Source organism: Sphingomonas sp. DC5200-1 (genome assembly GCF_049897245.1).
GTDB classification, from domain to species: domain Bacteria; phylum Pseudomonadota; class Alphaproteobacteria; order Sphingomonadales; family Sphingomonadaceae; genus Sphingomonas; species Sphingomonas aquatilis.
The window spans coordinates 214,021-235,919 of sequence record NZ_JAFCVW010000006.1 but is presented as its reverse complement, the minus strand read 5'-3'; the positions used below and the strand labels follow the sequence as shown (position 1 = coordinate 235,919).

General features: G+C 68.2%; 16 protein-coding genes. 5 read left to right on the top strand and 11 right to left on the bottom strand.

The features are described from left to right. Positions 1-34: 34 nt before the first annotated feature. The 3 genes from ACP7A3_RS15195 to ACP7A3_RS15185 are packed head-to-tail and all read right to left on the bottom strand — an operon-like array spanning position 35 to position 1,189. The gene (locus ACP7A3_RS15195) at positions 35-364 is read right to left on the bottom strand and encodes a DUF3618 domain-containing protein (RefSeq protein WP_043059977.1); all 330 of its coding nucleotides are present in this window, start codon (positions 362-364) and stop codon (positions 35-37) included. Beyond that, the gene (locus tag ACP7A3_RS15190) at positions 361-720 is read right to left on the bottom strand and encodes a phage holin family protein (RefSeq protein WP_426256312.1); all 360 of its coding nucleotides are present in this window, start codon (positions 718-720) and stop codon (positions 361-363) included. Before ACP7A3_RS15190 ends, ACP7A3_RS15195 begins: the two co-directional genes overlap by 4 nt. A gap of 7 nt (positions 721-727) precedes the next feature. Beyond that, positions 728-1,189 carry a hypothetical protein gene (locus tag ACP7A3_RS15185; protein WP_426256313.1) on the bottom strand — a complete coding sequence of 154 codons (462 nt, stop codon included), beginning with the start codon at positions 1,187-1,189 and terminating at the stop codon, positions 728-730. Positions 1,190-1,333: 144 nt separating this feature from the next. Between ACP7A3_RS15185 and eno the strand changes: the two genes are divergently transcribed. Then, positions 1,334-2,611, top strand: a complete 1,278-nt coding sequence (eno, locus tag ACP7A3_RS15180) for a phosphopyruvate hydratase (RefSeq protein ID WP_426256314.1) — start codon at positions 1,334-1,336, stop codon at positions 2,609-2,611. A 32-nt stretch (positions 2,612-2,643) separates the two neighbouring features. Then, entirely contained in the window at positions 2,644-3,000 is a 357-nt protein-coding gene (locus tag ACP7A3_RS15175) for an FtsB family cell division protein (protein ID WP_018251114.1), read from the top strand. Between the two features lie 293 nt (positions 3,001-3,293). Here the strand turns inward: ACP7A3_RS15175 and ACP7A3_RS15170 are convergent, their stop codons facing one another. Next, positions 3,294-3,677, bottom strand: coding sequence for a hypothetical protein (locus ACP7A3_RS15170; RefSeq protein WP_426256315.1), 384 nt, complete (start codon positions 3,675-3,677; stop codon positions 3,294-3,296). A 340-nt stretch (positions 3,678-4,017) separates the two neighbouring features. Between ACP7A3_RS15170 and ACP7A3_RS15165 the strand changes: the two genes are divergently transcribed. Next, positions 4,018-4,440: a hypothetical protein gene (locus tag ACP7A3_RS15165; protein WP_426256316.1), complete on the top strand. Its 423-nt coding sequence runs from the start codon at positions 4,018-4,020 to the stop codon at positions 4,438-4,440. 86 nt (positions 4,441-4,526) lie between these two features. Next, complete coding sequence (locus tag ACP7A3_RS15160; RefSeq protein ID WP_426256317.1) at positions 4,527-6,104, top strand: alpha-N-arabinofuranosidase; 1,578 nt, start codon at positions 4,527-4,529, stop codon at positions 6,102-6,104. A gap of 159 nt (positions 6,105-6,263) precedes the next feature. On the opposite strand, the gene map is transcribed toward ACP7A3_RS15160, so the two are convergent. Continuing rightward, positions 6,264-7,091 carry a type I methionyl aminopeptidase gene (gene map / locus ACP7A3_RS15155; RefSeq protein ID WP_043059971.1) on the bottom strand — a complete coding sequence of 276 codons (828 nt, stop codon included), beginning with the start codon at positions 7,089-7,091 and terminating at the stop codon, positions 6,264-6,266. Between the two features lie 50 nt (positions 7,092-7,141). Between map and ACP7A3_RS15150 the strand changes: the two genes are divergently transcribed. Next, entirely contained in the window at positions 7,142-7,900 is a 759-nt protein-coding gene (locus ACP7A3_RS15150) for a competence/damage-inducible protein A (RefSeq protein WP_426256318.1), read from the top strand. A 115-nt stretch (positions 7,901-8,015) separates the two neighbouring features. Here the strand turns inward: ACP7A3_RS15150 and ACP7A3_RS15145 are convergent, their stop codons facing one another. The 6 genes from ACP7A3_RS15145 to ACP7A3_RS15120 all read right to left on the bottom strand — a co-directional run bounded on the left by ACP7A3_RS15145 (position 8,016) and on the right by ACP7A3_RS15120 (position 21,730). Next, complete coding sequence (locus ACP7A3_RS15145; protein WP_426256319.1) at positions 8,016-9,929, bottom strand: alpha-L-fucosidase; 1,914 nt, start codon at positions 9,927-9,929, stop codon at positions 8,016-8,018. A 175-nt stretch (positions 9,930-10,104) separates the two neighbouring features. Next, positions 10,105-12,507, bottom strand: a complete 2,403-nt coding sequence (locus ACP7A3_RS15140; protein WP_426256320.1) for a GH92 family glycosyl hydrolase — start codon at positions 12,505-12,507, stop codon at positions 10,105-10,107. Beyond that, positions 12,507-14,075 carry a glycoside hydrolase family 125 protein gene (locus ACP7A3_RS15135; protein WP_426256321.1) on the bottom strand — a complete coding sequence of 523 codons (1,569 nt, stop codon included), beginning with the start codon at positions 14,073-14,075 and terminating at the stop codon, positions 12,507-12,509. Before ACP7A3_RS15135 ends, ACP7A3_RS15140 begins: the two co-directional genes overlap by 1 nt. Further along, complete coding sequence (locus tag ACP7A3_RS15130; protein WP_426256322.1) at positions 14,072-16,615, bottom strand: glycoside hydrolase family 3 C-terminal domain-containing protein; 2,544 nt, start codon at positions 16,613-16,615, stop codon at positions 14,072-14,074. Before ACP7A3_RS15130 ends, ACP7A3_RS15135 begins: the two co-directional genes overlap by 4 nt. Before the next feature lie 211 nt (positions 16,616-16,826). Continuing rightward, on the bottom strand, positions 16,827-19,364 hold the full coding sequence (locus tag ACP7A3_RS15125) for a beta-mannosidase (RefSeq protein WP_426256323.1): 2,538 nt from the start codon (positions 19,362-19,364) through the stop codon (positions 16,827-16,829). After that, positions 19,361-21,730 (bottom strand): beta-N-acetylhexosaminidase, encoded by a 2,370-nt coding sequence (locus ACP7A3_RS15120; RefSeq protein ID WP_426256324.1) that lies wholly within the window; start codon positions 21,728-21,730, stop codon positions 19,361-19,363. Before ACP7A3_RS15120 ends, ACP7A3_RS15125 begins: the two co-directional genes overlap by 4 nt. Positions 21,731-21,899 lie beyond the last annotated feature (169 nt).

Here is a 21,899-nt window from a genome sequence, read left to right as displayed (position 1 = left end):
TCTATCCTTTGCGTGGATGCGCGGGGAACGCGGATCAGTCCTTGGGGCCGAGGCCGGGTTCGTGATTGCGTTTAAAGCGATGCGGCTTGTCCTTCTTGCGGAACAGGCCGGCGAGGCGGTGGCGGGCGAGGAACAGGCCGGCGACGGCCGTGACCCCGGCCACCGCGCCGGGATTGCGCACCGCCGTGTCGAGGCTGGCCTGGGCCGCGGCCTGCCCCTTGTCAGCGACGTCGCGCGCCGCCTGCTTGGCGAGATCGCGCGGGTTGAGGCGGACCTGCAGCTTGCGCAACGTGCCCGACAGGCGTTCACGCGCCGCGGCGGCTTCCGCTTCGGCGTCGATCAGGCGGGTGGCGGGATCGGTCACAGCTGCTTCTCCGTGGCAGGGGCGAGGCGGCTCTTGCCGACGAGGGCGAGGCTGGCGGCGATCGCGAGCACCGCCATCACGACGGCGAGCGTCGCGAGGCCCGGGCCGATCAGCGTCGCGAGCGTCAGGACCGCACCGACCAGCGCCGTGATCAACGCGGCGAGCGCCAGCACCCCGGCGACGACGAAGAACACGATCGCGCTGCGATAGGCGCTGACGCGTTCGCCGATCCGCGCCTTGACCACCGCTACTTCGGCGCTGGCCAGCCCGCGGGCATCCTCGACGAGCTGGCTGACGAGGTCGGTGATCCCTTCCTCGCCAGCGCCTACGGTTTCAATTGTCGGCAAGACCGCCACGAGCCCCTTACGCCTTGTCGTCGAGGCCGGACCGGACGACCCGGGCGAGCGCGAAGCCCAGCGCCGCGGCGACGCCGATCGCGACGCCCGGGCTCTTGCGGACGAAGGCACGCGCGTCGTCGAGCAGCTCGTCGACGTTCTTATCGCGGATCTGGCCGGAGAAGTTGGAGACGACGCCGGCCGCGGAGCGGGCGTAATCGCCATATTGCGCGCCGAGCTTGTCGTCGACCTGGCCGGCGGCGTCCTGGATCATCTGCGACAGCTGGTCGAGGCCGCCGATCGCGCGCTCCTTGCCGGTGTCGGCCAGCGTACGGATCTTGTCCGTCGCCTGTGCGCCGTATTTCGCCGAATAGTCCTTGGCGGTCTGCTTCGCCTGTTCGACGCGGCTGGTCGCGCCATCGGCATCGCTGCTGGCGGCGGAGGAGAGGGTGTCGCCGTCGAGGACGGGGTTCAGATCGGTATCGGACATGGTGGCCCTTTCGTGACAGTCTCGTATCGAAGCCTCTAACCCCGGCCGACGACGGCCGGTTCCCTTGCGGCAGGCAATTGCCGCCCGCGCGGCGAGCGGGTAGAGGCCGCGGCATCTGAGCCCCAGAGGTAGGAGCATCGTTACGTGACCGCAATCATCGACATCCATGGCCGGCAGATCCTCGACAGCCGCGGCAACCCGACGGTGGAGGTCGACGTGCTGCTGGAGGACGGCAGCTTCGGCCGCGCGGCGGTGCCCTCGGGCGCGTCGACCGGCGCGCATGAGGCGGTGGAAAAGCGCGACGGCGACAAGAGCCGCTGGGGTGGCAAGGGCGTCGACGACGCCGTCGAGGCGGTGAACGGCGAGCTGGTCGAAAAGCTGATCGGCATGGATGCCGAGGATCAGGCCGACCTGGACGCAGCGATGATCGAGCTGGACGGCACCGAGAACAAGGGGCGCCTGGGCGCGAACGCGATCCTGGGCGTCAGCCTGGCGGCGGCGAAGGCGGCGGCGGAAGCACGCGGCATGCCGCTGTACAAGTATGTCGGCGGCGTGTCGGCGCACGTGCTGCCGGTGCCGATGATGAACATCATCAACGGTGGCGAGCACGCCGACAACCCGATCGATTTCCAGGAATTCATGATCGTGCCGGTCGGCGCGGAGAATATTCTGGAGGCGGTGCGCTGCGGGTCGGAAATCTTCCACACGCTGAAGAAGGCGCTGCACGACAAGGGGCTGGCCACGGGCGTGGGCGACGAGGGCGGCTTCGCGCCGAACATCGCCAGCACCGAAGAGGCGCTGGGCTTCATCATGCAGAGCATCGAGAAGGCGGGTTATACGCCGGGTGACGACGTGATGCTGGCGCTCGATTGCGCGGCGACCGAATTCTACAAGGACGGCCGCTACAACATTTCGGGCGAGGGCAAGGTGCTCGAAAGCGGCGCGATGGCCGAATATCTCGCCGACCTGACCCGTCGCTACCCGATCTTCTCGATCGAGGACGGCATGAGCGAGGACGATTGGGAAGGCTGGAAGGCGCTGACCGATCTGATCGGCGACACGGTGCAGCTGGTCGGCGACGATCTGTTCGTCACCAACCCCAAGCGCCTGAAGCGCGGCATCGAGGGGGGCTATGCCAATTCGCTGCTGGTGAAGGTCAACCAGATCGGCACGCTGACCGAGACGCTGGAAGCGGTGAACATGGCACAGCGCAACGGCTACACCGCGGTGATGAGCCATCGTTCGGGCGAGACCGAGGATGCGACGATCGCCGACCTGGCGGTCGCCACCAACTGCGGCCAGATCAAGACCGGCTCGCTGGCCCGTTCGGACCGGCTCGCCAAGTACAACCAGCTGATTCGCATCGAAGAAGAATTGGGCGACTCGGCACGATATGCGGGCCGGAGCGTTCTGAAGGCTTGATCCCGGACGGGATGCAAGCGAGGATGTAAACCATGGCGCGGGCGGTAACGGCACGGAAAGGCACGAACGGAGGGCGGTCGAACCCATCGACCGCGTTCCGCAAGGTCATGCGTCGTGCCGCGCTGCCCGCGCTGGGCTTTACGATCATGGCGTTTTTCGGTGCCTATGCCGTGCTGGGGCCGAACGGCATCCTGGCCTATGGCGATTACAAGAAGCAGCTGGCGCGGCGAGAGGTGCAATATGCCTCGCTCGACCAGAAGCGGACGGTGCTGCAGAACCGCGTTGCTCTGCTGGATCCCGACCATGCCAATCCGGATATGGTCGATGAGATGGTGCGCAAGGAGCTAAACGTGGCGCATCCGGACGAGGTCATCGTTCCGCTGAAGTAGGGGCGGTCGGCGAGGGGCGTCAGGTTGGGGGCGTTACGGGGTTATGCCGCGGGCGCGCTGTTGTCGTCGTTGAATTCACGCGCCTCAGGCGCTCCGTCACCCCGGACTTGTTCCGGGGTCCACTCTGCGGCGAGGGGGGTGGTTCGAGCCTCTTGCCCTCCCCCTGCGGCCCGGTGGATGCCGGACCAAGTCCGGCATGACGGGGTGGGGTTTGCGGAGGTGGGCCGCTATAAGGGGCGCGTTCTCGTTGGGACAACGTTCGGGCGTGCAGCGGCCGGATCCCTCCGCCGCCGTCATTCCTGGGAATGCGGCGGTCCGAGGTCGGTGTCGCCGCCTTTGTCACGTCCTTCGCCGCCGGTCTGTGGGTAACCGTCGCCGGCCGCGGCATCGCTGCTGAAGTCCTCGCCGGGGTTGCCGCCACCGGCGCCGCTGCCGCTGCCATGGACCGCGCCGGTCTGAGGGTCGAACGAGGCGCGCAGGCCGTTTTCGGGCGGCAGGTTCGGGTCTTGCGGCGGATGCGGATCGCCGGGGCGGGCGGCGACGGTGCCGCTGGGGGCGTGGCGACCGAGGTCAGATTCGCGGTCGCGGTGATAATCCAGGCCATAGCGGCCGGCATCGCGATCGAAGGGATTGCCGGTCGTGTCGCGGTCGGGATCGACCTTGCTGGTGTCGGGCATCGGTGCCTCCTGTCGTGGGATGACAGGTAACGCGTTGGGATCGCGGGCGTATCCCATCGGACATCAGGGGCGGGGCTGGGGGTGAAAATCGGCGCAATTCCCAGGGTCGGCGAGGACGCCATTCTTTTAATACCGACCGGTACGAAAGCCGTTGACGGCGCCAATATCCGCTTTTATACCGCTTGGTATAGAAGATGACGAGGCATTCATGTTGCGAGGGACCGCAGCGCCGGATGAAGAGCCTTCGCCATCTCGATTGAACGACACTGACGATGCAGCGCGCACCGTGCCCTTTGGCGCGGACGGGAGGCCTGCGGCTCGGATAAAAGGGAGTGACACCATGGCTTTTCTCGCTTTCGCCGAACCGGGCAACGCCGGCTATGCCCGCGTGAGCGCGCAGGGGCTGACCGCGGACGCCCCGCGAGTGACGGCCCCGACCGAAGACCGCCCGGTGCTGAGCGAGCTGGAGCGGTCGGTCATCGGCCTCGCGCGCGGTGATGGCCTGTCGACGCTGCGCCAGCCGGGGCGGCTGTCGCGCGGGCTGGAGCTGCTGTTCGGCGTGCGGATCAGCCCGATGCTGGCCGATCCCAAGCTGGAGGCGCTGCGCCGAGTTGCGGTGCTGAGCTGGAAGCGCGGCTATGCGATCGCCTCGGCCGAGGTGAAGGCTTTTCTGGCGGCGGGTTACTCGCCGGCGCATTACGAGCTGGTCGTGGATACGATCGCGGCGGCGCGGCAGGCCGAAAGCCGGCGCGGACGGCGCTGAAACTCCTTTTGTCTAACAAATTGACGGGCCGGATGTAGGCCGATAGTCATGGCCCCAGCGCGCAGGGACGCGTCGGGGAGAGATGCATGAAGACGATGCTGAGGCTGCTGCTATGCTCTGCGCTGGCGGCGGCGGTGCCTGTCGCGGCGGACGCGCAAGACGCGACGGCGACAGCGACGGGGCCGACCGATATCGTATCGGTGCGCGGCGATCATCCGGGGCCCAAATACGATCGCCGCCTGTTCGGCCAGTTTGCCGAGCATCTCGGCACCGGCATCTATGGCGGCATCTGGGTCGGGCCCGGCAGCAAGATCCCCAACGTCCGCGGCTATCGCACCGACGTGCTCGATGCGCTGAAGGCGATCCGCGTGCCCGTCGTCCGCTGGCCGGGCGGCTGCTTTGCCGACGAATATATCTGGCGCGAGGGTATCGGCCCGCGCAACAAGCGCCCGGTCAAGATCAACACCCATTGGGGCGGCGTGACCGAGGATAACACCGTCGGCACGCACGAATTCATGGACTATTCCGAGATGCTGGGCGCCGACGCCTATGTGTCGGGCAACGTCGGGTCCGGCTCGCCGCGCGAGATGGCCGAGTGGGTCGAATATATGACCTCGCCGACCGGATCGACACTGGCCAAGGAGCGCGCCGCCAACGGCCGCAAGACGCCGTGGAAGCTGCCGATGTTCGGCATCGGCAACGAATTGTGGGGCTGCGGCGGCAACATGCTGCCCGACTATGCCGCCGACGAGACGCGCAAGTTCGCGACCTTCGTCAAGACGCCCGAGGGCGTGCCGATCATGAAGATCGCGAGCGGCGCGAATTCGACCGACTATAACTGGACCGACGTCATGATGCGCAAGGCGGGCGCCATGATCCAGGGCATCGGCGTCCATTATTATACCGTCCCCGGCAGCTGGGAGCATAAAGGCGCAGCGACCGGCTTCAGCGAAGACGAATGGGCGGTGACGATCTCCAAGGCACTCAAGATGGACGAACTGCTCCAGGAGCATTCGCGCATCATGGACAAATACGACCCCAAGAAGAAGGTCGCCCTGCTGGTCGACGAATGGGGGACCTGGTACGATCAGGAACCGGGATCGCATCCGGGATTCCTGTATCAGCAGAACAGCCTGCGCGATGCGGTGGTGGCGAGCCTGAACCTCGACATCTTCGCCAAATATGCCGACCGGGTGCGCGGCGCGAACATCGCGCAGATGGTCAACGTGCTGCAGGCGATGATCCTGACCGACGGCAACCGCATGCTGAGGACGCCCACCTATTGGGTGTTCGACATGTATAAGGACTATCAGGACGGCACGGTGCTGCCGGTCGAGGTCGCCTCGCACTGGTATACGCGTGGCAAATATGAGGTGCGCGCGGTCAGCGCGAGCGCGGTGCGCGGCACCGATGGCGTGGTCCATGTCGGGCTGACCAACGTCGATCCCAACCGTGCGACAACGGTGACCGTGCAGCTGGCCGGGCTGGCGGGCAAGAGCGTGACGGGACGCGTCCTGACCGCGCCGACGATGGATGCGCACAACACCTTCGATGCGCCTGACACGCTGAAGCCGGTGGCGTTCACCGGCGCGAGCCTGGGGGCGAACGGCCTGCTGTCGGTGGCGCTGCCGGCGAAGTCGGTGGTGGTGCTGGACGTCAGGTGAGGAGAGGGGCGGCGCTGTCTCTCGGCGCCGCCCGCCCTCTCTCTTCGTCACCCCGGACTTGTTCCGGGGGCCACTCTGCGGCGAGGGGGTTGCTGGAGGCTCCAACCACCCCCCTGCGGCCCGGTGGACCCCGGAACACGTCCGGGGTGACGGAGGAAGTTAGGCGTAGGGCGGCTGATGGAAGCCGGCTGGCGAGAGCGTGAAGATCTCGCAGCCCTCGTCCGTAATCCCGATCGAATGTTCGAACTGTGCCGACAGCGAGCGGTCGCGCGTCACCGCGGTCCAGCCGTCGTCGAGCAGCTTCACGTCCGGGCGGCCGATGTTGATCATCGGTTCGATCGTGAAGATCATGCCGGGCTTGAGTTCCGGCCCGGTGCCGGGCTTGCCGACATGGACGACTTCGGGCGCGTCGTGGAACAGCAGCCCCAGGCCGTGGCCGCAGAAATCGCGGACGACGCCGTAGCGGTGCTTTTCGGCATGGCGCTGGATCGCATGCGCGACGTCGCCCATGTGGTTGCCGGGCTTGGCCTGTTCGATGCCGAGCATCAGGCATTCGTAGGTCACCTCGACCAGTCGCTTCGCCTTCAGCGGCACGTCGCCGATCAGGTACATGCGGCTGGTGTCGCCGTGCCAGCCATCGACGATCGGCGTGACGTCGACATTGACGATGTCGCCCGATTTCAGCGTCTTTTCGCTCGGGATGCCGTGGCAGACGACGTGGTTGATCGAGATGCAGGTCGAATGCGTATAGCCACGATAGCCCAAGGTCGCGGGCACGCCGCCGTTCGCGGTGACGAAGTCGTAGATCAGCCGGTCGAGCTCGGCGGTCGTGACGCCCGGCACCATGTGCGGCACCAGCATGTCGAGCGTTTCGGCGGCGAGACGTCCGGCCTTGTGCATGCCGGCGAAGGCGGCGGGGCCGTGGAGCTTGATCGCGCCGGTGCGCCCTTCCGGCGCGTCGGAGGTGACGGTCACATATTCGGTCATCGCGCGTATATAGCGTGGCGAGCGTCATTTTGCGAGGTAAAGCGGGTCACATGGAGCAGGAACGCATCTGGACCGCCGCGCTGGTCGTCATCGGCGACGAGATTCTGTCGGGGCGCACGCAGGACAAGAATGTCGCGCAATTGGCCAGCTGGCTGAACGTGCAGGGTATCCGCCTGGCCGAAGTGCGCGTGGTGGCGGACAAGACCGCGGCGATCGTCGAGGCGGTGAACACGCTGCGCGCGCGCAACGACTATCTGTTCACCACCGGCGGGATCGGGCCGACGCATGACGACATCACCGTCGATGCGATTGCCGAGGCGCTGGGTGTGGGCGTCGAGCACCATCCCGATGCTATGGCGACGCTGGAGCGCTATTATGTGACGCGCGGCGGGCTGACCGAGGCGCGGGCGCGGATGGCCCGTGTGCCGGCGGGGGCGGGGCTGATCCCCAATCGCGTGTCGGGCGCGCCGGGGATCCACGTCGAGAATATCTACATCATGGCGGGCGTGCCGCATATCACCGCGGGGATGCTGGATGCGCTGACGGGCACGCTGGAGGGCGGCCGGCCGGTGGTATCGGGGACGATCGGTTGTTGGGTCGCGGAGAGCGAGGTCGCCGATCTGCTGCGCAACGCCGAGAAGGCGCATGAGGGCGTGTCGATCGGGAGCTACCCGTTTTTCCGTGAGGGGCGGACGGGGGCGAACTTCGTCGTGCGCAGCGCGGATGCGGGGTTGGTCGAGCGGTGTCTGGCCGACTTGACGCGGGAGCTGGAAGCGACCGGGCGTGCGGTGGTGGCGGAGGGGATTTAGTCTTTCCGGTTTCCCGTTCGTCACCCCGGGATTGACCCGGGGGCCCGCTTTTCGTTCGTCGGACCGAAGAAGAGGAAGCGGGACCCCGGCTCTTCGGCCGGGGTGACGGAGGGGGTTAGCGCGTGAATGCGCCTACGTCGGCGATCGCCAGCTTTTGCGCCGGGACTGCGGTCGCAGCGAAGGAAAGGCGCAGGTAGCGGACGGGGCGGGGCGTGGTGAATGGGATGCGCTGCGTCGAGAGGGCGTAGGCGATGTTTTGGAATTCGCCCTCCGCCGCCGGCGTCCAGGTCTTGCCGTCGGTGCTGGTTTCGGCGGTGTAGCCGCGGGGTGGGGCGCTGACCTTGTCGGGGTGGCGCCAGGGGGTGAGGCTGAAGCCGGCCACCGTCTGCGTCTTGCCTATGTCGAGCGTGACCGACGCCGGTGTCGTGGTGGGCGCGGGCTGGCTCCAGACGGTGGAGCCATCGCCGTCGAGCAGGGCTTCGGCGCCGGGCGCGGTGGCGGTGACGACTGTCCAGTCGCGCGGCGACAGGACCGCGGCATCGTGGCTGGGCGGCGCGGCCACCGGAACCGGCGCGACGGCGAGGAACAGCGACAGCTCGCTGATCGCCGGGCAAGCGGGTGCTTCGAGGATGACGAGGCGGACGCGGCGGGCGGTGATCGGCTGGGGCAGCCGGATGATCCGCTGCGCGCCGATGCATTCGTGGGTGGCGAGCCGCTGCCAGGCGCCGCCGACCTCCGCCTCGACCGCGAAGCGGGTGACGCGGACGCCGAGGGGCAGGTATTCGCGGATGCGGATGAGGTCGAAGCGACGGCCGGGCGGCAGGTCGAGCGTCAGCGTCGGCGTGGTGTCGCCGTCGGGTGTCGACCAATAGGTGTCGCGGTTGCCGTCGAGAACCTTGGCAGGCGCGAAGGCGGGGCCGCGGGTCGCCGAGGCGCTGGCGACGGCGCCGGTCGCGAGATCGGTCGCGAAGCTGCCACGGATCGCATCGCCGAAGCTCTTGAGCACCGCGACGTCATGATCGGGCAGGCGGCCGCGGCGATCGGGCGGCAGGTTGAGGTGCATGTTGGTGCCGCGCGCGACCGATTCATCGAAGAAGCGGATCAGGCGCGCGGGCGTCTTCACCTTGGAATCCTCGTCGGCGTGGTAGAACCAGCCGGGGCGGATCGAGGTGTTGGTTTCCGCCGGCCACCACAAGGGGGCGCCGCGTACGCCGCTGTTGCCTTCCGACTGGACATAGGGGTGGTCGGGCATGGTCGGCCAGCAGGGGTCGCCGGCGATGCCGTCTTCGTTGCCGACCCAGCGGATGTCCGCGCCCAAGGGATCGAAGGTGCAGGCCATCGGCTGATAGTGATGGACCAGTGCGATGATCGAGGGCCAGTTATAGTATTTGGGCGCGTCGATCGTGCGGGTTTCGCGCGCGCCGCCATAGTATCCGTCGCCGCCATTGGCGCCGTCGAACCAGAATTCGAACAATTCGCCATAGCGGGTGCAGAGTTCGACCACCTGCTTGCGATAATAGTCGATATATTCGGGGCGGCCGTAGCCGGCGTGGTTTCGGTCCCAGGGCGACAGGTACAGGCCGAACGACAGGCCGTGGCGGCGCGTCGCCTGCTCCATTTCGCGGACGATATCGCCCTTGCCGTTCTTGTACGGGCTGTTGCGGATGCAATGCTCCGTCAGCATCGTCGGCCACAGGCAGAAGCCGTCATGATGCTTGGCGGTGAGGACGATGCCGGTCATGCCGCCGGCCTTCGCCGCGGCGACGATCTGGTCCGCGGAGAAATCGGTCGGGTTGAAGAGCTTGGGACTCTCGTCGCCATAGCCCCATTCGCGATCGGTGAAGGTATTGATCGAGAAATGGACGAAGGCGTAGCGTTCGCGCTTGTGCCACGCGAGCTGGCGCGTCGAGGGCGTGGCGCCCCACGGCTTGGGGGCGGCAACCGGAGTCGCGGCGAAGGTGGGGGCGGCGGTGGCGGCGCTCGCGGCGAGGCCGGAGGCGATCAGGGTGCGGCGGGAGAGGTCGGTCACGGGGTGGCTCCGGGTATTGGGTAGAGCGGGAGTGTGCGGCATTCTGTTCGTCACCCCGGACTCGTTCCGGGGTCCACCGGGCCGCGGGGGCACGGCTGGAGGCTTTGACCGACCCCCTCGCCGCGGAGTGGACCCCGGAACGAGTCCGGGGTGACGGAGTGGGTGGGGCGGGCCGTCACGCCAGCTGTCGGCCGTTGGAGGGTGGGCGGTCGGCCTTGGCTTGGCCGAAGGTCTTCACGGGCGTCTTGCTCATCGTGAAGACCAGGCGCCCGCCCTTCATCAGGTCGGCGTGGGAGATCCAGTTCTTGGTCCACGGGCGGCCGTTGAAGGTGATCGACCGGACGTAGGGCGTGTCGGCGGTGTTGCCGGGCGCCTCGATCGTCAGGCTCTTGCTGCCGGGCAGCGCGATCTGCGCGCGTTCGAACAGTGGCGAGCCGAAGACGTACACCGCCTCGACCGGATCGACCGGATAGAAGCCGAGCGACGACAGGACGAACCACGCGCTCATCTGTCCGCAATCGTCGTTGCCGATGATGCCGTCGGGGTCGTTCTTGTACATCTCGGTACACAGGCGACGGACCATTCCTTGCGTCTTCCACGCCGCGCCGGTGTAGGCGTACATATAGGCCGCGTGCTGATCGGGTTCGTTACCGTGCGCGTACTGGCCGACGAGGCCGGCGATGTCGGGCGGCGCGTTGGCGGGCAAGGTCGAGGGTGCGGTGAAGAAGGCGTCGAGCTGGCGTTCGAATTTCGCCTCGCCGCCCATATGCTCCATCAGGCCGTAGATGTCGTGCTGGTTGAGGAAGGTCGCCTGCCAGCCGTTCGCCTCGGTATAGTCGCGCCACCAGGGCTTGGGCATGTGGCCCAATTGGATGGGATCGTAGGGCGTCCACCAGCTGCCATCGGCGAAGCGTGGTCTCGCGAAGCCGATGCGGCCGTCGATGACGTTGCGCCAGTTGCGCGAGCGCTTGAGCAAGCGGTCGGCCTCCGCCGTCTTGCCGGCGGCGCGGGCGAGGTGCGACGAGGCCCAGTCGTCATACGCATATTCCTGCGTACGGCTGACGCTTTCAAACAGCTTGTCGGCGGGCACGTAGCCCATCGTGTCGTAGAGGTCGCGGCCCTTGCTGTTGTCGAGGTCGGGCGCCGAGAAGTCGAAGCTGCGTTTGGCGATGCCGGGCCAGGCGGCGGCGTAATCGGCCTTGATGCCCTTCTTCTGCGCCTCGGCGAGGACCGAGACGGCGTGCCAGCCGATCATCGTGCCCGTCTCGATGCCCTGCAGCGGCCAGCACGGCGGGCCGTAGGGGCTCTGCTGCGTCTGGCGGATCAGGTCGGCGACGAGGCTTTGCGCCTTGTCGGGCGCGACGATGGTGAGCAGCGGATGGAGCGCGCGATACGTGTCCCACAGCGAGAAGGTGCTGTAGGCGGCATTGCCCTGCGGGAGCGTGTGCGGCTTGCGGTCGAGGCCGATGTAGCGGCCGTCGACGTCGGAGAAGAGCGTCGGTGCGAGCAGGGCATGGTAGAGCGCGCTGGTGAAGATCGTGCGCTGATCCTCGGTGCCGCCTTCGACGCCGATCGCGCCGAGTTCGCGAGTCCAGCGGCCTTGCGCAGCGCGGCGGACGGCGTCGAAGTCCCAGCTCTTGCCCTCGGCGGCGAGGTTGGCGCGGGCCCCAGCGACGTCGACGCCGGAGATGCCGCAGCGGATGACTAGCGGGGCGGCGCCGGCGTCGTCGTAATGGAGGACGGCTTTGACGCGGTTGCCTTTCACGCCCTGCGCGCCGACGGGCTGCTGCGCATCGGCGTCGCCATAGAAGGTGACGCGGTCGGGTTTGCGCGACAGCTGCATCGCGAAGTGGATGTGGCGGCCCTTGGCCCAGCGGTTGACGGTGCGGCTGCCGGTGAGCGTGCCGGCGGCGTCCATGTCGAGGCTGGCGTCGGTGACGAGCGGGGGATGATCGCTCTTGTCGAGGATCAGGTGCGACAGGTCGATCAGGACGTGTGCGGGGCCGGCGGGGAAGGTGTAGCGGTGGTGGCCGGTCCGCTCCGTCACGGTCAGTTCGGCGCGGACACCGCTTTCGAGCGCGACGCGGTAGTAACCGGGTTCGGCATGTTCGGCGGTGAAGCGCTGGCGATAGCCGGCGTCGGGGTTGTCGAGCGGGCCGGGGAGCAGCTTCACGGGGCCGCGCGTGGGGACGACCAGCACGTCGAGCATGTCACCGATGCCGGTGCCCGACAGATGCGTGTGGCTGAAGCCCATGATCGACGAGTCGGTGCGGTGATAGCCCGAACACGCGTCCCAGCGCTCGACGTCGGTGTCGGGGGACAGCTGCACCATGCCGAACGGGACGGTCGCGCCGGGATAGGTGTGGCCGTGACCGCCGGTGCCGATGAACAGGTTGGCGCGTGCCGGCGCTGCGGTCGCGGCGAAGGCGGGGAGGGGGAGGCTGGCGGCGGCGGTGCTGGCGAGCAGGGCGCGGCGGGTGACGCCCTCACCCTTCCCACCCGGCTGCGCCGGGCGGGCCCCTTCCCTCTCCCGGCGGGAGAGGGAGGGAGCGGCGAAGCCGCGGAAGGGTGAGGACATCAGAAGGTCTCCTTAAGCAGGGCGGGCTTCGTCTTCGCCAGATGGAGGATGAGTTCGGCGAACAGGCCGTTGGCCCAGGCGAACCAGCTCCGCGTGAACTTGGCGGGATCGTTCCGGTCGAAGCTTTCGTGAATGAAGCCGGTGCCGCCGTCGGTGTCGCGCAGCGTCTTCAGACAGGCGCGGATCGTGGCGTCGTCGGTGGATGTCAGCGCACGGATGGTGAGCGACATCGGCCAGATCTGGCCTTCGCCGACGTGCGGGCCGCCGATGCCTTCGCCGGCTTTCCCCGAGAAGAACCAGGGGTTGGTGTCGCTCCAACAGGCGTCGCGGGTGCGCTGCCACAGGGGATCGGCGGGATCGACGCAGCCGAGATAGGCGAGGCCCGACAGGCTCGGTACGTTGGCGTCGTCCATGAACAGCGCGTTGCCGAAGCCGTCGACCTCATAGGCCCAGACCTCGCGCCCGTCGCGCAGGCGCATCGTGCCGAAGCGGCGCAGCGCGCTTTCGATTTCGAGTGCGAGCTGCGTCGCGTCGCGGACGATGCCGCCGTCGTTGCCGGTTTCCTGCGCCACCGTGGCGAGTTCGCGCAGTGCGGTCATCGCGAACAGGTTGCTGGGGATCAGCATCGGATAGGTGCAGGAATCGTCCGACGGGCGGAAGCCCGAATGGATCAGGCCGTTGGGCTTGGTGGGGCTGCCATAGCCCCACAGGAGCGTCTCGGTCGGCTGGGGGGCGGAACGGCGGAAGCTGTAGGGGCCGTGGCCGTCCATCCGCTGCTGTTCGCGGAAGGTCGCGATGCTGCGCTTCGCGGCGGCGGCCCAGGTCGCGTCGAACGGCGTCTTGTCGCCGGTGGCGCGCCAATATTGGTGAGCGAGGCGCATCGGGTAGCAGAGCGAATCCACCTCCCATTTCCGCTCCGCGACGCCCGGCTTCATGACGGTGTCGTCGTGCAGCGACCATTCGAGGTTCGATTTCGCCGTCGGGTCGTCCATGAAGGCGTTGGCGTAGCTGTCGATCAGGATGCAGCGCGCCTGGCGGGCGATGAGGCCCGTGAACAGGCGGCGCAGTTCGGGCGCTTGTCTGACGAGGTGGAGATAGGGTTTGAGCTGCGCCGAGCTGTCGCGCAGCCACAGGCAGGGAATGTCGCCGGTGATCACGAAGGCGTCGGGCTTGCCGTCGATGGTGCTCATGCGGACGGTGGTGTCGAGCGTGTTCGGGTAGCAGTTGCCGAACATCCAGCGCAGTTTCGGGTCGCCGATCTGTTTCGCGACGCGGGTGAGATCGCGCTCGACCGCGGGGCTGGTGAAGCGGCGGTCGGCGGGGGCGGGGCGCTTGCTGGGGAAGGCGGGCGCGGCGAAGGCGGGGGTGGCGGCGCTGGCGGCGGTCGCTGCGCTCGCGGCGAGGAAATGGCGGCGGTTCCACCCTTCTGCGTCACCCCGGACTTGGTCCGGGGTCCACTGTGCGGCTGGGGGGAGGGCTTGAGCCTCTGGCCCGCCCCCCGCGGAGCGGTGGACCCCGGAAAGAGTCCGGGGTGACGGGGAGTGTGGGGTGGAGAGGTCGCGGGTCATTTCGGCAGGTCCGTGTCGGTGCCGGTCACGGCGAAGTCGAACCACTGGCCCGCTCCGTCGCCGGGCTGGCCGCCGCCGACGTAGAGGCGGTAGGCGCCCGGCGCGACGTGGCGGCGGCCGTCGTGGTCGACGATGCTCATGTCGCGGGGGGTGAGGGTGAAGGCGACGGCCATGCCCTTGCCGCGCTTCAGGTTCACGCGGCGGTAGCCGACGAGCTGGCGTTGCAGCACCGCCTCCGTGCTGCCGAGCGGGCGGGTGGAGGCAGGGGGGACGAGATAGGCCTGCACCACCTCGTCGCCGTCGCGCGGGCCGGTGTTGGTGACGGTGGTCTCGACCTTGAGCGGTTGGCCGGCGGCGACGCTGGCGGCGCCGCGCGGCGCGGTATAGCCGAAGCGCGTGTAGCTCAGGCCGTGGCCGAAGCCCCATAAAGGCGTGCCGGTGAAGTAGCGATAGGTGCGTTCCTTCATCGCGTAATCGATGAAGGCGGGCAGATCCGTGGTGGCGCGGTAGAAGGTGACGGGCAGGCGGCCAGCGGGGTTGGTGACGCCCGACAGCACGTCGGCAAGCGCGGTGCCGCCGGCCTCGCCCGGATACCAATTGGCGAGGATCGCGTCGGCGGACGTGGGATCAACGCTGACCGCGCTGCCGCTGCTGAGGACGAGGACGATCGGCTTGCCGGTCGCCTTCAGTGCGGCGAGCAGGCGCTGTTGCGGCAGCGGCAGCGCGATGTCAGTGCGGTCACCGCCGACGAAGCCGGGGACGGACACGGACAGCGCCTCGCCTTCCAGATCGGGCGACAGGCCGGCGATGACGATCGCGACGTCGGCATCGCGCACCGCTGCCACCGCCTGGTCGAGCAGCGGCTGGGCCGGCGGCATCCAGAGCAGGCGGAAGCTTTCGTCGTCCGACACATGGTCCAGCGTGATCGCGATGGGCTGGGGCGAGCCGTCGCTATCCACCGTCATCTCGACGCGGCCCTTGGGCAGCGGGCCGTCGTGCAGCACCTTGCCGTCCAGCGTAACGCGGGCGCTGTCGTGAATGGTGCAATCCTTCCAGCATTGCGACTGGTCGATGATGAGGCGGTACTGGCCGGGGCCGGGGGGCACGAACTCGCCGGTCCAGTTCGCCTTGAACGGGCCGACGGGCAGGCCGGGCGCGACGGGCGCGCGGTTGAAGTCGAGATCGATGCGGCGGTCCTGCCGGGTGACCGACGCGGGGCCGCTATAATCGGCACGCAGGCCGGGCTTGCCGCTCGCGCGCAAGGCGGTTTCGGGGACGACGACCGCAGCCCCGTCGGCGAGCGCGGAGCCTTGCGCATAGCTGACGTTGGCGGCGCCGAAGCGCGCGCGTATGCCGTCGAGCGGGGTGACCGGGCGGATCGCGGTGCCGTGGTAATTGCCCTGAAGCACGCCGAGGTCGTCGGCGTCGGCGCCGATGACCGCGATCTTCGCGCCGGCCTTCAGGGGCAGGCGGTCGGCGTTGTTCTGGAGCAGCACGATCGATTTGCGGGCGGCCTCCAGCGCGATCGCCTGATGGGCGGGCGTGCCGACCTGATCGGCGCGGATGCGGCTGTCGGGGCTGGTGCCGCCGAACGCGATGCCCAGCGCTTGGCGCGCGCGGAAGGCGCGGGTGAGTGCGGTGTCGACCTCGGCCTGGGTGATCAGGCCCTGCTTCAGCGCCTGGGGCAGCGCAGCATAGGCGCTGCCGCAATTGACGTCGGTGCCGCCGCGCACCGCCGCCGCCGCGCCGCTGGCGGTGTCGAGCCGATAATGGTGATAGCTGCTGATGTTGCCGACCGCGTCGCAGTCCGACACCGTAAAGCCGGTAAAGCCCCAGTCGCGGCGCAGGCGCTCGTTCATCAGCGGCGACGAGGCGCAGGCGGGGACGCCATGGATGCTGTTATAGGCACACATCAGCGACATCGCCCGGCCTTCGGTGATCGTGCGGCGGAAGGCGGGGAAATAGGTCGCTTCGAGATCGCGAGGACTGGGATCGACGTCGAAGCTGTCGCGACCGGCTTCGGGACCGCTGTGGACGGCGAAGTGCTTCGGCGTGGCGACGACGCGCGGGTGGGCGGGGTCGGGGCCTTGCAACCCTTGCACGAAGGCGACGCCCAACGTGCCGGTGAGATACGGGTCCTCGCCGTAGGTCTCTTGCCCCCGGCCCCAGCGCGGATCGCGGAAGATGTTGATGTTGGGCGACCAGATGGTGAGGCCTTGATAGATGCGGCGGTTCGCGGTGACGGGCTGCGCGTTGAACTTGGCGCGCGCCTCGGTCGAGACGACGGTGCCGACCTTCCCCAGCAGATCGGTGTCCCAAGTGGCGGCAAGGCCGATCGCCTGCGGGAAGACGGTCGCCTGGCCGTCGCGCGCGAGGCCGTGGAGGCCTTCGTTCCACCAGTCGTAGGCGGGCAGGCCGATCGCGGGATCGGCGGGCGCGGTGCTTTGCAGCTGCGCGGCCTTTTGTTCGGGCGTCATCGTGGCGATGGCGGCGGAGACGGGGTCGGCCGCTTGCGCGAGCAGCAGGAGGGCGGGGATCATTCAGGCGCTCCGATGATGGTTCGCGCGACGACGCGAAGACGCGAAGAGGGTGTGCGGTTGGGGTGCCCCGCGCGCTTCGTCACCCCGGACTGGTTCCGGGGTCCACTCTGCGGCGAGGGGGAGGGCTGGAGGCTCTGACGCTGCCCCCGCGGCCAGGTGGACCCCGGACCAAGTCCGGGGTGACGGGGTGGGGAGGAGAGCGTTCGGGCCATCAGCGGGCGAGCGTCCTGAGCACTGGCGTCTGCTTGCCGGTCAACGTCACCGTCTTACTCTCGCCGGGCAGCAGGTCGAAGCCGCTGTCGCTTGCCTGACCGGGCGTGTCGCCCATGTCGACCATTACCGCGCGGGCGAGGTTCTTTGCGGTGATCGTCAGGTCGTTGCCCGAGCGGCGCATGGTCAGGCCCGGATCGGGATAGGCCATGTCCTTGGGCACGAGGCGTTCCACGATCGTGCGGCTGACGGCCTGCCCACCGACGATCAATTCGGCGACGGCATAGCTCTTCGCCGGATCGGCGCTGCCGAACAGGTCGGCGTCGGGCAGCGTCGCGACGGTGGTCGACGACAATGGCGCGAGCGTCGCGTCCGCTTCGCGCACGCCCAATGTCGCACCGGTCATGTCACGCACCGTCACGCGCCAATGCGCGGGGATCGCGCCGGTTGCGTCGGACACCAGGACGACGCGGGTCGCGCCATTGCGGTGTTCGGTGACGATCGCCTGCGGCGCGAAGAACCGTTTCGCCTGATATTGCAGAAGCTTCCACTGGCCGAGATGGTCGATGCTCGCCCAGCTGATCGACGGCCAGACGTCGTTCAGCTGCCAGAACAACGAGCCCATCGTCACCGGGCGGCAGGCACGGTGGTGGCGCGCGGCGAGGTCGATCGCCTGCGCCTGATTGACCTGCGTCAGGTAGACGAAGTCGGCGAAATCCTTGGGGGCACGCAGGCGCTGGTCGAGATAGAGCTTCAGGCGGGCATTGCCTTCGCCGGCCAGGAACTTCTGGTGCGCCTTCATCACCGGGCTTTCGGGGTCGAGCGTCCCCTTGCCGGCGAACAGGCGGATCGTCGCCATGGTCGGCATCGACTGGAAGCCATATTCGCTCATGAAGCGCGGGCAGCTGTCGAGATAGTTCTCGACCGGCTTCGATCCCGACCACACATCCCAGAAATGGCGGTCGCCATTGGCGTCGGTATCCACCGGACCTTCGTAATCGGTCGAGGGCGAGCCGGGCATATAGGGGGTGCCGGGGCTGTTGCGCGTCACCGCGTCGCGCAACACGCGGTCGAACAGCACGGCCATGCCGGCGCCGATCCGTTCCTGTTCGTCGGCGCCGACCGCTTTCTTGAACGCCTTGCGGTCGCCCCAGTTTTCCCAGCCCGACAGCACTTCGTTGCCACCGGCCCAGATCACGACCGAGGGGTGGTCGCCGATCCGCGCGACCTGTTCGTCGGCTTCGGCAGCGACATTGGCGCGGAAGGCGGCGTCGGGCGGCGTCACCGATCCGCCGAACATGAAGTCCTGCCACACCATGATGCCCATCCGGTCGGCGGCGGCGTAGAAGGCGTCGTCGAGGTAATAGCCGCCGCCCCAGATGCGGACCATGTTCATGTTGGCGTCGCGCGCCGCCTTGAGCAGCGCTTCGGGTTCGGCCGGGTCGACGCGGGCGGGGAAGCTGTCGAACGGAATGACGTTCGCGCCCTTGGCGAAGATCGGCGTTCCGTTGACGACGAAGCCGAACGCGCCTTGCCTGCGATCGAGGGTGACGGTGCGCAGGCCGATGGTGCGCGTCTGCGTGTCGCCGTCGAAGGTGGTCGCGACGGTATAGAGCGGCTGCGCGCCATAGCCGACCGGTTGCCAGCGCTGCGGACGCGGGATGGTCAGCGGGATCGACACCGGGTTCTCGCCCGGCGCGAGCGTGACGGTCGCCTGGCCGGTCTGGCGGCTGCCGTCCGGGCCGGTGACGGTGGCGGTGAGCGTGACCTGCTTGGTCGTGTCGGCGATGACGGTGGCGTGCGCGGTCAGGCGCGCTTCTGCGTCGTTCAGCGCGTCCTGCGCAACGCGGACATGATCGAGGCGGGCGTCGTCCCACGCCTCCAGCTTGACCGAGCGCCAGATGCCGTTGGCGACGAGGCGGGGACCCCAGTCCCAGCCGTACTGATATTTCGGCTTGCGGATATAGGGGCTGGTCTGCACGCCCTTGGGCTCGTCACCGAACGCGCTGTCATATTCGCCGGGCAGCGGGTGCGCTTCCTTCAGCACCATCGGCTGGAGCGTCTTGATCGGGCTGGCGATCGATACGAGGATCTCATTGTCGCCGATCTTGAGCAGCGGCTTCGCATCGGCACGCCAGCGGCGATGGGCGTTGTCCGCGGTCAGCAGCGGCTGGCCGTTGACGGTGACGGTCGCGAACGTGTCGAGCCCGTCGAACACGAGGTCGAGGTGCCGGTGCGCGAGCATCGCCGGCGTCACGGTCAGGACTTTCCGATACTGCCACGCCGCCAGGCCGGCCCATTGGATCGCGCCTTCATTGGTGCCGATGAAGGGATCGGGCACTCGTTTCAGGCGGATCAGGTCTTCCTGCACGCTACCCGGCACACGCGCGGCGAACCAGCGCGCTTCCTTTGGGTGTGCCTTGGTGGCGGCGGTGTCGGCGGGGTCGAGCCGCGCCTGCCATGCGCCATCGAGCGGCACCACCTCGCGCGCGGCGAGCGGCGAGGTGGCGAGCAGCAGGGTCAGGAGGGCGCGCTTCACTTCGAACCTTCCGTCAGCTGGACCTTGCCCACCGTATAGAAGGGGTCGGTTAGCGGGGAGGTGAACTGGAAGCAGACGTCGCGATCACCCGTCATCTTTGGCAGCGTGCCCGACAGCGTGAAGCGCTGCGGCGCCGTCTTCGGATCGGGCAGCGGGAAGGCGCCGACCGCGATCGGGTGGGCGGTTTTGTCGCCAGCCTTTTGCGCGGCGGCGGCGGTGATACAGCCGACTTGCACAAGCAGCTCGCCATGCGCCGACACATTGTAATGTTCGCGCACCATGCGCTGTTCGTGCGCGAGGCCGTAATGGCGGGCCAGGCGCACGACCTCGACGCTATAGCTGCGTGCGACGTCGAGCGGCGCGTCGGGGTAGAGCGTGCAGGTGTCGAAAAGATTGATGTTGTAGACGGGCGCGTCGGCGGTCGCTTCCGAGGTGAGCGGCACGCGCAGGCCGAGCGCGCCGGCGGGGCAGGCCGCCATGTCCGAGCTCGAGCGCGCGAGGAGGGCCGCGCGCGACGTGTCGAAGCTGCGCACTGCGGCGGTCGGGGCGCCGTTTGCGTCGAAGGCGACGGCCTTCACCATGATGCCGGGCTTCAGCGTCAACGGCGTGGTGTAGGCGGGCGAGCGCAGCGTCGGCGCGCTGCCGTCGACGGTGTAGCGGATCGTGCCATAGGGGACCTGCGTCGACAGCGCGAGCGCCACGCTGTTCTTGCGCAGCGCATCGCCGCGCGTGCCGGTGAGGTCGAAGCCGACCGCAAAGGCGCTGTCGGCGACGCGCATGCCGGCGCGCGACCAGCGATCGTCCTGGCGTTGCAGGCGGGGGAGGAAGGCGGCGAGGTCCGCTGGCCGGTCGCGCTGGACCTTGGGCGACCAGGTGATTTCGGCGAGCGCGCCGGCGCGCGGGAAGATCAGATGCTGCAGCTGCCCCGGCGTGACGATATATTCGCTCCACAGATTGCCTTGCGCGCCGAGGACGTGGTGCGCCTTGTCCGCGGCGATGCCCTTGGGCAGCGGGTCGTAGGCATAGACCTGTTGCAGCGTCGTGATGTCGAGCCGGCCGGGCGGCTCGTCGCTGCGGCGGCTCTGCAAGCCGTTGAGGTAGAGCGGATTGCCCGGCGACATCACGACGTCATGCCCCATGTTGGCGGCGTCGATCCCGCCCTGTTCGCCGCGCCACGACATGACCGAGGCGGAGGCGGGCAGGCCGCCTTCCAAGATCTCGTCCCAGCCGATCAGGCGGCGGCCCTTGGACTGGAGGTAGGTGCCGAACTGTTCGATCATCCAGCTTTGCAGGGCGTTTTCGGTCTTGATGCCCAGCGCCTTCATCTGCGCCTGCACCTCGGGGCTGCGTTCCCACTGGTCCTTGACCGCTTCGTCGCCGCCGAGGTGGATGTAAGTGCCGGGGAAGATCGTCATCAGCTCGTCGAGCACGTCCTTGACGAAGGCGATGCCCTTCGGCCCCGGATTGAACAGATAGGGCATGATGCCCCAATTGTTGCTGACCAGCGGCCGGTCGCCGAGGATGCCGAGCTCCGGATAGGCGGCGACGAGCGCGTTGGCGTGGCCGGGCAGGTCGATCTCCGGCACGATGGTGATGCCGCGGACGCCGGCATAGGCGACCAATTCCTTCAGCTCTGCCTGGGTGTAGAAGCCGCCGACGCGGTCCTTCTCGGTCGGCTGGGCTCCGCCGGTCCACGGCGGCAGCCGCCAGCCGCCGATGCTGGTGAGCTTGGGGTATTTCTTGATTTCGACACGCCAGCCCTGATCGTCCGTCAGGTGGAGGTGGAGCGTGTTGAGCTTCACGCTCGCCATCTGGTCGACGATCGCCCGCAGCGCCGGCATGGGGAGGAAGTGGCGCGCGGGGTCGATCATCAGCCCGCGCCAGCCGAAGCGCGGTGCGTCGGTGATGGTGAGGGCGGGGACGGCGACGGGTTTGCTGAACGCCGCATCGGGGCTGAGCAATTGCGCGAGCGTCATCGCGCCATGGACGAGGCCGCGGTTCCCCGATGCCGCGACGGTGATCCCCTGCGGCGTGACCGTGAGGCGATAGGCTTCGTCGCCGGTGACGCTGGCGTCGCGGACGAGGCGGATCGCGCCGGTGGTGCCGGGGGTGAGCGCGAGGCCGCGGGTGGTGCGGACATGGTCGGCGAGCAGGCGGGCGGCGGCGCTGGCGCCGGCGTCGGTCGCGGCGATGGTCGCGCCGTTGGCGACGGTGAAGCTGCCCGTACCGCGGACCACGGATTGCGGCATCGGCAGCAGCGCGAGCGCAGGCTCTGCGCCCGTCTGCGCGATGGCAGGGGTGGCGGAGGCGAGCAGGGCCAGCGCCGCTCCCCCGACGATGGTTGCGATACCGACGTGCTGCGTCATGCCTGCCCCTTGGTCATGTTTTGGTATTGCACGTATCTTGAAGCAGCATCGTCGCGGCGTCCATGCCCGCGCATCAAAAAGTCACAAAAAAGACCCCGGCGTCGCTGGATAGCGCGCCGGGGTCCGAGGGCCGGAGCGCGCAGGGGAGCGCGCTCGTCGGGGAGGAACA